Raw genomic sequence first — 11947 nt, forward strand, 5'->3', positions numbered from 1 at the left:
CCGGTGCAGGTGGTTTTCTTGGTGTCGCGTATGCCGACGATTTCGATTTCGTCGCCAACGTTGATCACGCCACGCTCAACACGGCCAGTCACAACGGTACCACGGCCGGAGATCGAGAAGACGTCTTCGACGGGCATCAGGAAGGGCTGGTCCACGGCACGCTCAGGTGTCGGGATGTAGGCGTCAACTTCGGCCATCAGCTTCTTGATCGACTCTTCGCCGATCTCGGGCTTGTTGCCTTCCATCGCCGCCAGAGCGGAACCTGCAACAACGGGGATATCGTCGCCGGGGTAGTCGTAGGAGGACAGCAGTTCGCGGATTTCCATCTCGACGAGCTCGAGCAGCTCTTCGTCGTCGACCTGGTCAACTTTGTTCATGAAGACGACCATGGCGGGGATGCCAACCTGACGGCCAAGCAGGATGTGCTCGCGGGTCTGGGGCATCGGGCCGTCGGCCGCGTTCACAACCAGGATCGCGCCGTCCATCTGCGCCGCACCGGTGATCATGTTTTTCACATAGTCAGCGTGGCCGGGGCAGTCGACGTGGGCGTAGTGACGGTTCTCGGTCTCATACTCAACGTGCGCGGTCGAGATGGTGATGCCGCGGGCCTTCTCTTCGGGCGCGCCGTCGATCTGGTCATACGCTTGGAAGTCACCGAAGTACTTGGTGATCGCCGCGGTCAGCGTGGTTTTACCGTGGTCAACGTGGCCGATCGTGCCGATGTTGACGTGCGGTTTGGTGCGTTCAAACTTTGCCTTTGCCATGGTGGCGCCCTTTTAATTGAGGGGCCCCAACGGGGACCCGAACCCTATCTGGCGGGCGATGTATTGGGTTCGAGCGGTAAAATCAAGCGAGACTTGCGTCTTGGCGCCACTTAAAGCCCACCGTGGGCCTGCCGCATCGGTCGGGCGCGCCCCGGCTATGGGCTATTTATCCTCCGGCTCCCCGGCGGGGGACAGCGCTGTGCCGCCGTTGAACCAACCTTCTTCGCGGTTTTTCTTAACCAGATAGGTCTCAATCGCCTTGGCCGCGTTCTGGCTGAGGTTCTTCAGCTGCTCCTCGGCGGATTTGGTATAGCCCGAGCCCACCACCGGCCCCTGATCGAGGGATTCGAAGACGGTGATCTGATGCGGCTCGGGGTTCAGCTTCTTGTTCTTGGCGTCGTCCCAGACCGTCAGGTTGAGGATCAGGATCGATTTGGGCGCAAAGACCAGCGGAATGCCCGGCTGGGCCAGGACGTAGCCCTCGACGCTGATGCCGAAGTGATAAAGCCGCTCGCCCTCGTAGCGGTCAAAGCGCTCGGCGGTGGCGGCGCGCACGGCCTCGGCCAGTTCGTCCTTGCTCACCTCGCGGCTGAGCGGCCCCTTCTGCGCCTTGGGGGCCACCACGATATTGTGGTGCAGGTTGAAATCCCCCAGCGGGGTCGGCGCCTTGTCGAGGTCGGATGCCCCGTTGCAGGCGGCCAGCGTCGCGACGAAGGTCAACAGGGCAAGAACTCTCAGCATGGGCAATCCCTCAGGGGTGTTAAGGTTTCGAAAAGGGGTAGCCGATGGGCCCAAGGGGCGCAATCATTTGCCGCAGTTGCGCAGTCCCCGGGCCGGTCTATCTTAGACTCAAAGTGAGGACAGCAAGATGACCCAAGCCCGCCCCCTGCCCGTTCGCGTGCCGCTCGTTACCGAGCCTGTCGGCATGCTCGGCAGCCTGCAGATGGCGCGTCACAATGTGCTCAGCATCATTCCCAAGATCGCCACCACCCAGCCCATGGTCTCGGGCAAGACCGGCAAGCGTTGGCATATGGTGATGGACCCCGGCGCGATCCGGCAGATCCTCTTGGACCGGCTGGAGGACTACCCCAAGTCCGACGTCACCAAGAACCTGTTGCGCCCCGCCATCGGCGAGTCGCTCTTCATCGCAGAGGGCGCGCATTGGCGCTGGCAGCGTCGGGCGGCTGCACCCGTTTTCTCACAACGCAACGTGCGCAACCTCGCCCCGGTGATGAGCGCCGCCGCTGACCGCTCAGCCGAGCGCATCGCCGCCGCCGGGCCACGCGCGGTCAACATGCTCGACGAGATGGTGACGACGACCTTCGAGGTGATCGGCGACGTTACTTTTTCGGGCGACGGCACCTTCGACCGCGACAAGGTGCATGGCGCCATCGACGACTATATCGCCGAGGCCGGCAAGATCAGCCTGTTCGACATCCTCGGCCTGCCCGACTGGCTGCCGCGCCCGGGGCGGATGATGTCCGGTCAGGCGCTGAAGCAGATGAAGGCCATGGCCGATCAGGCGATCGAGGCGCGAGTCGCGCGCGGCCATGACGGCACGCCCGACCTGCTGGATCTGCTGCTGGGGGGCGAGGACCCCAAGACCAAGCGCCAGATGAACACTAGCGAGCTGCGCGACAACCTGCTGACCTTCATCGTCGCGGGCCATGAAACCACGGCGCTGACGCTGGCGTGGTCGATGTACCTGATGGGCTTCGACCCCGAGATGCAAGAACGCGCCCGGGGCGAGGTGCGCGCCGTGCTTCAGGGCCGTGCCTGCACCGGCGAGGACGTAGATAAATTGCCGCTGGTGCGGATGATCATCGACGAGGCGCTGCGCCTCTACCCCGCCGCCGGGATCATCTCACGCACAGCGCAGAAGCACGACACGCTCTGCGACCGCGAGATCCGGCCCGGGGACACGGTGATGATCCCGATCTACGCGCTTGGCCGCAACGAATTGCTCTGGGAGGACCCGGATGCCTTCCAGCCTGAGCGTTTCGCTGACCGCAAGGCGATCGACCGCTACGCCTATCTGCCCTTCGGGGACGGGCCGCGCATCTGCATCGGGGCGAGCTTTGCGCTGCAGGAGGCGGTGATCATCCTCGCCACCCTGCTGGGGCGGTTCAAATTCACCCCGGTGCCGGGCCGCGACCCGGAGCCGGTGATGATCCTGACCCTGCGCCCCGAGGGCGGCGTCTGGATGACCGCCGAGCCGCTGGACTGACCGCGCCCCGAGGGGCGCGGGTGTTTCACGTGAACTTGTTGTCGCGCGGGAAGCCGCGGGGGGCCATGCGGCCCGAACTTGCGCGCTTGCCGGTCCACTCGGCCAGATCGGCCTCGGTCCGCGTGCGGCCCGCCGGGTCCTGCCAAGTGAGACCCGCCTCGCGCGTGAAGGTGATGGCGTCCGATAGGCCGCCGTCCTTGAACTTCTGCAGTCGCACGCCCTTGCCCCGGCCCATCTCGGGCAGCTCGTCGAGGCCGAAGACCAGCACCTTGCGGTTCTCGCCCACCGTGGCGACGCTATCGCCCGAGACGGGGTGACAGACCAGCGCCGTGACCCCCTCGCCGCGCACGTTGAGCACCTGTTTGCCGCTGCGGGTCTGGGCCACAACGTCATCCTCGGGCACGACAAAACCGTCGCCCGCCGTGGAAGCCACCAAAAGCTTGCGCCCCGGCTGATGGATGAAGAGCGAGACGATCTGCACCTCGTTGGGCAGGTCGACCATCAAGCGCAGCGGCTCGCCCATGCCGCGCCCGCCGGGCAGATTGGCGGCGGAGACGGTGTAGAACCGCCCGTTCGAGCCGAAGACCAGCAGCCGGTCCGTCGTCTCGGCATGGAAGATAAAGCACGGGCCGTCGCCGTCCTTAAACTTCAACTCGCGGTTCAGGTCGATATGGCCGGTCATGGCGCGGATCCAGCCCATCTGGCTGCAGACCACGGTGATCGGCTCGCGGTCGATCATCGCCTCGATCGGCACGTCTTCGACCTCTCCGGCGGTGTCGAACTCGGTCAGACGCTGGCCGCGCTTCACGCCGTCGATCACCCAATCCTTGCCGAACTGCTTTTTCGTCGCGCGCAACTGGTCGGCGATGGTGGACCATTGCAGGTCCTCGCTTTCCAACAGGTCTTCGAGCCCCGCACGCTCGGTCATCAGCGCGTCACGCTCGGCGACCAGCGCGTCTTCTTCCAGACGCCGCAAGGACCGCAGGCGCATGTTGAGAATCGCCTCGGCCTGCACGTCCGACAGACCGTTCTCGCGGCCTGCGTAGCTGTGCGGGATCGCGCGGGTGTCGCCGCTCTCGGCCAGCACGCCGGTGGCCTGCGCCTCGGCATCGGCGATGACCGCCAGTTTCGAGACATCGACCCCCGCGAGCGGCGAGACATAAGCGGCCTCGTCCATGGCGCGGCTGAGCGTGTCCTGATGCGCACGGCTCCAGTCCTCGTACATCAACGCGGCCTTGGGGTCTTCGTCGTAGCGGATGATCTCGATCACCCGGTCGAGGTTCAGAAACGCCGTGATCAGGCCCTGCAACACCTCAAGCCGGTGGTCGATCTTGTCCATCCGGTGCCGCGAACGGCGCTGCAGCACCTCGCGCCGGTGGTCGAGGAAAGCGCGCAGCACTTCCTTGAGCGAACAGACCTTGGGCGTCTGCCCGTCGATCAGCACGTTCATGTTGAGCGAGAATCGCACCTCCAGATCGGAGTTGCGGAACAGCATCCCCATGAGCACATTCGGATCGACGTTCTTCGAGCGCGGCTCGATGATCATGCGGATGTCTTCGGCGGATTCGTCGCGGATGTCGGCGAGAATCGGGATCTTCTTGGTCTGGATCAGCTCGGCGATCTTCTCGATCAGCTTGGACTTCTGGACCTGATAGGGAATCTCGGTGACGACGATCTGCCACGCGCCACGGCCCAGATCCTCGACCTCCCAACGGCAGCGCAGCCGGAAGGAGCCGCGACCTGTGCGATAGGCATTGGCGATGTTTTCGGGCGGCTCGACGATGATGCCGCCGGTGGGGAAATCGGGGCCGGGAACGTAGTTCAAGAGCGTGTCGTCGCGCGCGTCCGGCGTCTTGATCAAGTGGATACAGGCGTCGCAAAGCTCGGCGATGTTATGCGGCGGGATGTTCGTGGCCATGCCTACGGCGATGCCCGAGGAGCCATTGGCCAAAAGGTTCGGGAACTGCGCGGGCAGCACCGCAGGCTCGGTCAGCGTGCCATCGTAGTTCTCGCGGAAATCGACGGCATTCTCGTTCAGCCCTTCCAGCATCGCCTCGGCCACGGCGGTCATCCGCGCCTCGGTGTAGCGCGAGGCCGCCGGGTTGTCGCCGTCGATGTTGCCGAAGTTGCCCTGCCCGTCGACCAGCGGGTAGCGCACGTTGAAATCCTGCGCCAGACGCGCCATCGCGTCGTAGATCGCGGCATCGCCATGCGGGTGGTAGTTACCCATCACGTCGCCCGAAATCTTCGCCGATTTGCGGAAGCCCCCGGTGGACGACAGCCGCAACTCGCGCATGGCGTAGAGGATGCGGCGGTGCACCGGCTTCAGCCCATCGCGCGCATCGGGCAGCGCCCGGTGCATGATCGTGCTCAGCGCATAGGTCAGGTAACGATCCCCCAAGGCGCGGCGCAGCGGCTCGGACAGGTCATTCGGGTCGAGTTCTGGGGGTGTGCTTGTGTCTGACATGACGGGTCTTTTAGCCAAGCACGCCAGAGCGGGCAAGCGACAGATTACCGGCAAACGACTCGGCAAAATGGCCGCCTGCACGGTTTCAAGTGAGAAAAAAGCAATACTTTTTGGCTATGCGAATTCTTGCCAATCGGAAATGAACCATTCGCGAAGTTTCGCGTTGGTCTCTCAACAACAACATGGTTTGACACGGGACGAGGAACAGCAAAAATGAAACGGTTCATCTTTTTGACATTTGGTTTCATGGGCTGGGCATTCTACGAAATGAGCGGCGGGGCCGACTTCGTGCCCGCAGGCTCGCAAACGGCCAGCGCCGAAGCGGCTGAGGCAGCCCTGATCGCCAGCGCCAACCCCTCTTCCAACCTTGTCACTGCCACCGCCGCGAACGCGGCCCGCAAGGCGGAAAGCCCGATCACCCCCTTCGCCGAACGGACCCCTGCGCGTGATGCCACGGCAACCCGCGTGGCGCTGAACCTCACGACGCTGAGCGACCTGCCGCAGGCCAATGACGGGATGGTGCAAAAGGCCGCGGCCACCCCTGCGGACCGTGCCGGGGCGAAAGTGGTGAAGGCCAAGGCCGTCAGCACCCCTGCCCCCAAAGTGGAAAAGGCCGCTTACACGACGACAAGCGCCAATGCGCCCGCTGTCATCCCGAGCTTGATTGAAGGCGCTGACAATGGCGCGACCTTTGTCAGCACGACGCAGGCCGACATTCGCGAAGTCAACGGCACCCGCGTGAATGTCCGCGGCGGTCCGGGCACCAACTTCGGCGTGGTCGGCAAGCTCGGCAAAGGCGACGCTGTCGAAGTGATCGAAGACAACGGCGCAGGCTGGGTGCGTTTCCGCAGCGTCGACGGCAGCGAATCCGGCTGGATGGCCGACTTCCTGCTCAGCAACGGCTAACTTGCCAATCCCATAGCATCGCGCGATGAAGGGCCTTTCACACGAAGGGCCCTTTGCATGTCTGCGACCCGCTCCATCCTCATCACCGGCTGTTCCAGCGGCATCGGCTATGCAGCCGCCCACGGTATGCGCGCCCGTGGCTGGCGCGTTTTCGCTGCCTGCCGCCAACAAGCGGATTGCGACCGGTTGCAAGCCGAAGGATTCGACGCGCCCCGCCTCGATTACGCCGATGAGGCCAGCATCCAAGCGGCGCTTGCCAATGTACTGGACCAAACCGGCGGCACGCTCGACGCGCTGTTCAACAACGGTGCCCACGCCACGCCCGGGTTGGTCGAAGACCTCCCCACCGATGCCCTGCGCGAGATATTCGAGGCGAATTTCTTTGGCTGGCACAGCCTGACCCGCGCGGTGATCCCGGTGATGCGCAAGCAGGGGCACGGGCGGATCGTGCAATGTTCCTCGGTGCTTGGCATGGTGGCGATGCCGTGGCGCGGGGCGTATAACTCCACGAAATTCGCCCTTGAAGGGCTGACCGATACCCTACGGCTTGAGATGCGCGGCACCGGGGTCGCGGTGATCCTGATCGAACCCGGCCCTGTCACCTCGAAACTGCGGACCAAGGCCATCCCGCGTTTCGAGCGTTGGATCGACTGGCAAAGCAGCCCCCGCGCGGCGGAGTATGAAAGCACAATGCGCCCCCGGCTTTATGACGACAGCGGCAAGAAGGACCGCTTCGAACTCCCGCCCGAGGCGGTGGTCGAGAAGCTGGTCCACGCCGTCGAATCCCCCCGGGCCCGCCCGCGCTATTTCGTCACAACCCCAACGCATATCGGCGGTATTTTACGGCGTATCCTGCCGACGCGGGCGTTGGACTGGGTCACCAGCCGCTGATTTTGGTTGCGCGGCTGCACGGTGCCGCTACATCTCAGGCCAACGAAAGGACAGCCCATGCCAAATGATCCGTTTTTCGTGATCGTCCTGATCTCTGTCGTGGCGGTCGCCGTTGTGCTCCTGATGGGGCTGGGCGGCTTTGCCACCGGGGGCAAATTCAACAAACGCAACGCCAATAAGCTGATGCGCTGGCGGATCATCGCGCAGTTCATCGCCGTGCTGCTGATCCTTGCCTATGTCTATTTCCGAGGGGGCACGATCTAATGGTTGTACTGAACAAGATTTACACCCGCACCGGGGACAAGGGCACCACCGCCCTTGGCAATGGCGACCGTGTCGCCAAACATGACGCGCGGGTCGAGGCCTATGGCACCTCGGATGAGTTGAACTGCTTTGTCGGCGTTGCACGGCTTGAAGCCACGGGCGCCACCGACGAAGCGTTGGCGCGCATTCAGAACGACCTTTTCGATCTCGGCGCCGACCTCTGCCGCCCCGATATGGAAGCCGATAAGGATGCGGAATACCCGCCCCTGCGGGTCACTCAAGAACAGGTCGACCGGCTGGAGCGTGAGATCGACGTGATGAATTCCGAGTTGGAGCCGCTGCGCAGCTTCATCCTGCCCGGCGGGCGCGCGCTGGCCGCGCATCTGCATGTCTGCCGCACCGTGGCGCGCCGCGCCGAGCGGCTGGCGGTGCTGCTGGCTGAGCAAACGGCGGTGAACCCCGCCTGCGTGACCTATCTGAACCGGCTGAGCGATTGGTTCTTCGTCGCCGCACGGATGGCCAATAACGCGGGCAAGGAAGACGTGCTTTGGGTGCCGGGGGCGAACCGGGCGTAAAATAGCGCTAACAGACGAAAAACCGGGAAAACGCCGCGTTCAAAACTGCCAACCTGCCGATTTTGGCCTGTTTTGATCCGATCCGCTTCGTTACACCCGTCTGGAGAATTAGGGAGACCGGGCCACCAGCCCGCGTCGCAAACTGAGGAGAGAGACCGCTCATGAAGGTACTGGTGCCTGTCAAACGCGTGATCGACTATAACGTGAAAGTTCGTGTCAAAGCGGACGGATCGGGTGTTGATCTTGCCAATGTGAAAATGTCGATGAACCCTTTCGACGAAATCGCCGTCGAACAGGCGATTCGTCTGAAAGAAGCCGGCCAGGCTGAAGAGGTCGTCGCCGTCTCCATCGGTGTGAAGCAAGCGCAGGAAACGCTGCGCACCGCCCTCGCCATGGGTGCCGACCGCGCGATCCTCGTGGTGGCCTCGGACGATGTGCACAAGGACATCGAACCGCTGGCCGTGGCCAAGATCCTCAAAGCCGTCGTCGACGAAGAGCAGCCGAGCCTCGTGCTCTGCGGCAAGCAGGCGATCGACAACGACATGAACGCCACCGGGCAGATGCTCTCGGCGCTGATGGGCTGGTCGCAGGCCACCTTCGCTTCCGACATCGCCATCGAAGGCGACAAGGCGAAAGTGACCCGCGAAGTCGACGGCGGCCTGCAGACCATCGAAGTCACCATGCCGACCGTGGTCACCGTAGACCTGCGCCTCAACGAGCCGCGCTACGCCTCGTTGCCCAACATCATGAAAGCCAAGAAAAAGCCGCTGGATGAGAAGACCGCCGAGGACTACGGCGTCGACGTCTCCAACCGCTTGGAGATCGTGAAGACCGAAGAGCCCGCGGAACGCGCCGCTGGCATCAAGGTCGGCTCGGTCGACGAGCTTGTGGCGAAACTCAAAGAAGCGGGGGCTGTGTAATGGCTGTTCTTCTGATTGCAGAGATTTCCGACGGCGAACTGTCGATGGACGCAACCGCCAAGGCGGTGACCGCGGCCAAGCAACTGGGCGACGTGACCATTCTGGCGGCGGGCAGCTCTGCTGCGGCGGCTGGCGAAGCGGCGGCCAAGATCGATGGCGTCTCCAAGGTGCTGGTCGCCGAAGACGAGATGCTGGGCCACCGTCTGGCCGAAGCCACCGCGGCGCTGATCGTCAGCCTTGCCGGTGACTACGACCACATCGTCGCGCCCGCCACTACGGACGCCAAAAACATCATGCCCCGCGTTGCGGCCCTGCTTGATGTCATGGTCATCTCGGATGCCTCCGGTGTTGTCGATGCCGACACCTTTGAGCGCCCGATCTACGCGGGCAACGCGGTGCAGACCGTGAAGTCCAACGACGCTAAGAAAGTCATCACCTTCCGCACATCGACCTTCGATGCCGCCGGTGACGGCGGGTCCGCCTCGGTCGAGACCATTTCGGCAGCCGAGAACCCCGGCCTGTCCACATGGGTCGAAGACAAGGTCGCCGAATCGGACCGCCCCGAGCTGACAAGCGCGGGCGTGGTGGTTTCCGGTGGTCGCGGTGTCGGCTCCGAAGAGGACTTTGCCCTGATCGAGAAACTTGCCGACAAACTGGGCGCGGCCGTTGGCGCCTCCCGCGCGGCGGTCGATTCGGGCTATGCCCCGAACGACTGGCAGGTGGGTCAGACCGGCAAAGTGGTCGCCCCCGACCTCTATGTCGCGGTTGGCATCTCGGGTGCGATCCAGCACCTTGCCGGGATGAAAGACTCCAAGATCATCGTCGCGATCAACAAAGACGAAGAATCGCCGATCTTCCAAGTTGCCGACTACGGTCTCGTGGCAGACCTCTTCGACGCGGTGCCGGAACTGATCGAAAAGCTGTAAGGCTTTTCACCTGAAACACCAAAGGCCCGCCGTTCTCGGCGGGCCTTTTTCGTGCATGCCCCTACCGGGAGCGTCAGGACATGCTTTGCAGCGCATCGGTCAAAGCGGCGGCGGCAGAGGCATGAGCCATCGGGCCCAGCATTTCCGACGCGGCCTGCGCCTCGAATTCACTGACCACCATGCCAGCGGTCGGCGCCCCTGAGGGGTCTTTGGGAGAGACGACCTCGATCTTGGCCGTGGCGTGTTGGGCCACCGCGTCCAACATTTCGCGTGTCACGAAAAGCGGATCATGGCCCAACTCTCTCACCGGCTGCGCTGCTGTGGCGACCGGCGGGCGGTCAGCCAGCCAAAGCAGGAGCGTGCGCCCCTGTATCTGCCCCAACATCAAACGCATGCGCGCCATCCACGCCTGCTGAAGCTCCGCGCGCACCGCTTCGAACCGTTCGGGCGAGACCTGCATGAGGTGCGTCAGCATGTGCCGGTTGAAGTGGAACTGCGAGAAATCGACTTCGCGGTAGATCGTCTGCAACAGCGCGGAGGCCCCGACGAAACGGTCGTTCCGACGCCGGTGCACGGAATAGAAACGGTTGGTCATGTTCTGCGCCCCCATGACCTGAACCACCGTCACATCTGCCTGCGAGGCGGCCTGCGCGACGAAAGGGTCGTGGGCAAAAGCGTCGATCCCCGCGTTGGGAAAGCCGAAGTTCACACAGGTCTTGCCGATCTCGGCCTCGACCCGCGCGGGAAACGGCTCTTCAATGAATTTGCCATAGGTCTCCGTCCCGCCGAGAAAGGCGATATAGGGCGCCTCCAACCTGCGGCGCGGGCCGCGAAACATCAGCTTTGACGTGCCGTAGCGGCATGGCAAATAGTCCAGAGGCGCTGGCCCCACTGCATCATAGGTCATCGAACCCACCTTTTTGTTCACCCAAAGCCAGATTGCACAACAGGGGCTGCGATTCTGTTAATGGGCGAATTTGTCGTGAGATTTCGTAAACAGCTGCCCTTGCGGCACCCCCGCCACGCGCCCTATTGTGCGCCGAACTCAAGCAAAGGACAGGCCATGGACATCCAGACAATCGGTATCGTGGGAGCGGGGCAAATGGGCAATGGGATCGCCCATGTCATGGCGCTGGCGGGCTACGACGTGCTGCTGAACGATGTCAGCGCCGATGCGCTGGCCAAAGCGATGAAAACCGTGACCGGCAATATGGACCGCCAAGTCAGCCGCGAAAAGATCACCGCCGCCGACCGGGACGCCGCCATGGCGCGCATCACCACGACGCAGACGCTAAGCGATCTGGGCCAAAGCGATCTGGTGATCGAAGCCGCGACCGAGCGCGAAACGGTGAAACAGGCGATCTTTGAAGACCTGATCCCGCATCTGAAGCCGACGACGATCCTGACCTCGAACACTTCCTCGATCTCGATCACCCGCCTTGCCAGCCGCACCGACCGGCCCGAGAAATTCATGGGCTTTCACTTCATGAACCCTGTGCCGGTGATGCAGCTGGTCGAATTGATCCGCGGCATCGCCACGGACAGCGAGACCTATGACGCTTGCAAAGCCGTGGTGGACCGTTTGGGCAAGACCGCCGCCTCGGCGGAGGATTTCCCAGCCTTTATCGTGAACCGCATCCTGATGCCGATGATCAACGAGGCGGTCTATACGCTCTACGAAGGGGTCGGCAACGTCGAGTCGATCGACAGTTCGATGAAGCTGGGGGCGAACCATCCGATGGGGCCGCTGGAGCTTGCGGACTTTATTGGTCTCGACACCTGCCTTGCCATTATGAACGTTCTGCATGACGGGTTGGCGGATACGAAATATCGCCCCTGCCCGCTGCTGACCAAATATGTCGAAGCCGGGTGGTTGGGCCGCAAGACGCAGCGTGGGTTCTATGATTACCGGGGCGAAAAGCCCGTTCCGACGCGCTGAGTTGCGAGGGTGTTGGGGGCCCTGCCCCCATCGCGCCAGAGGCGCGATTCCCCCGAGGGTATTTTTAA

13 protein-coding genes are annotated in these 11947 nt (G+C 63.3%); 9 read left to right on the forward strand and 4 right to left on the reverse strand.

All coding sequences use genetic code 11. The features are described 5' to 3' along the window. On the reverse strand, positions 1-764 hold a 764-nt coding region (locus ACGYLD_RS04255; protein WP_394401345.1), incomplete at its 3' end, for an elongation factor Tu. Positions 765-926: 162 nt separating this feature from the next. Next, entirely contained in the window at positions 927-1505 is a 579-nt protein-coding gene (locus tag ACGYLD_RS04260; protein ID WP_271692384.1) for a hypothetical protein, read from the reverse strand. A 127-nt stretch (positions 1506-1632) separates the two neighbouring features. Between ACGYLD_RS04260 and ACGYLD_RS04265 the strand changes: the two genes are divergently transcribed. Continuing rightward, a complete protein-coding gene (locus ACGYLD_RS04265; protein ID WP_394401348.1) occupies positions 1633-2991 on the forward strand; it encodes a cytochrome P450 in 1359 nt (452 codons plus the stop codon). 25 nt (positions 2992-3016) lie between these two features. On the opposite strand, the gene ACGYLD_RS04270 is transcribed toward ACGYLD_RS04265, so the two are convergent. Further along, positions 3017-5458, reverse strand: a complete 2442-nt coding sequence (locus ACGYLD_RS04270) for a DNA topoisomerase IV subunit A (protein WP_394401351.1) — start codon at positions 5456-5458, stop codon at positions 3017-3019. Here ACGYLD_RS04270 and ACGYLD_RS04275 point away from each other — a divergent pair. The 7 genes from ACGYLD_RS04275 to ACGYLD_RS04305 all read left to right on the forward strand — a co-directional run bounded on the left by ACGYLD_RS04275 (position 5448) and on the right by ACGYLD_RS04305 (position 9940). Beyond that, a complete protein-coding gene (locus tag ACGYLD_RS04275; RefSeq protein ID WP_394401353.1) occupies positions 5448-5675 on the forward strand; it encodes a hypothetical protein in 228 nt (75 codons plus the stop codon). The genes ACGYLD_RS04270 and ACGYLD_RS04275 overlap by 11 nt on opposite strands. Then, the gene (locus ACGYLD_RS04280; RefSeq protein WP_394401356.1) at positions 5672-6364 is read left to right on the forward strand and encodes an SH3 domain-containing protein; all 693 of its coding nucleotides are present in this window, start codon (positions 5672-5674) and stop codon (positions 6362-6364) included. Before ACGYLD_RS04275 ends, ACGYLD_RS04280 begins: the two co-directional genes overlap by 4 nt. A 57-nt stretch (positions 6365-6421) precedes the next feature. Then, positions 6422-7255 carry an SDR family NAD(P)-dependent oxidoreductase gene (locus ACGYLD_RS04285; RefSeq protein ID WP_394401359.1) on the forward strand — a complete coding sequence of 278 codons (834 nt, stop codon included), beginning with the start codon at positions 6422-6424 and terminating at the stop codon, positions 7253-7255. Between the two features lie 57 nt (positions 7256-7312). Further along, a complete protein-coding gene (locus ACGYLD_RS04290) occupies positions 7313-7519 on the forward strand; it encodes a twin transmembrane helix small protein (RefSeq protein ID WP_067260586.1) in 207 nt (68 codons plus the stop codon). Continuing rightward, entirely contained in the window at positions 7519-8094 is a 576-nt protein-coding gene (locus tag ACGYLD_RS04295) for a cob(I)yrinic acid a,c-diamide adenosyltransferase (protein WP_394401362.1), read from the forward strand. The genes ACGYLD_RS04290 and ACGYLD_RS04295 overlap by 1 nt, the downstream gene beginning before the upstream one ends. Before the next feature lie 161 nt (positions 8095-8255). Continuing rightward, complete coding sequence (locus ACGYLD_RS04300) at positions 8256-9014, forward strand: electron transfer flavoprotein subunit beta/FixA family protein (RefSeq protein ID WP_209216512.1); 759 nt, start codon at positions 8256-8258, stop codon at positions 9012-9014. Next, positions 9014-9940, forward strand: a complete 927-nt coding sequence (locus tag ACGYLD_RS04305; protein WP_067260593.1) for an electron transfer flavoprotein subunit alpha/FixB family protein — start codon at positions 9014-9016, stop codon at positions 9938-9940. Before ACGYLD_RS04300 ends, ACGYLD_RS04305 begins: the two co-directional genes overlap by 1 nt. 73 nt (positions 9941-10013) lie before the next feature. Here ACGYLD_RS04305 and ACGYLD_RS04310 read toward each other — a convergent pair whose 3' ends face one another. Then, positions 10014-10847 carry a DUF6473 family protein gene (locus tag ACGYLD_RS04310; protein ID WP_276154330.1) on the reverse strand — a complete coding sequence of 278 codons (834 nt, stop codon included), beginning with the start codon at positions 10845-10847 and terminating at the stop codon, positions 10014-10016. A 156-nt stretch (positions 10848-11003) separates the two neighbouring features. Between ACGYLD_RS04310 and ACGYLD_RS04315 the strand changes: the two genes are divergently transcribed. Beyond that, positions 11004-11879 (forward strand): 3-hydroxybutyryl-CoA dehydrogenase, encoded by an 876-nt coding sequence (locus ACGYLD_RS04315; RefSeq protein ID WP_168612495.1) that lies wholly within the window; start codon positions 11004-11006, stop codon positions 11877-11879. Positions 11880-11947 lie beyond the last annotated feature (68 nt).

The organism is Sulfitobacter sp. 1A12056, from assembly GCF_043558125.1.
In the GTDB taxonomy this organism is placed as follows: Bacteria; Pseudomonadota; Alphaproteobacteria; order Rhodobacterales; family Rhodobacteraceae; genus Sulfitobacter; species Sulfitobacter faviae.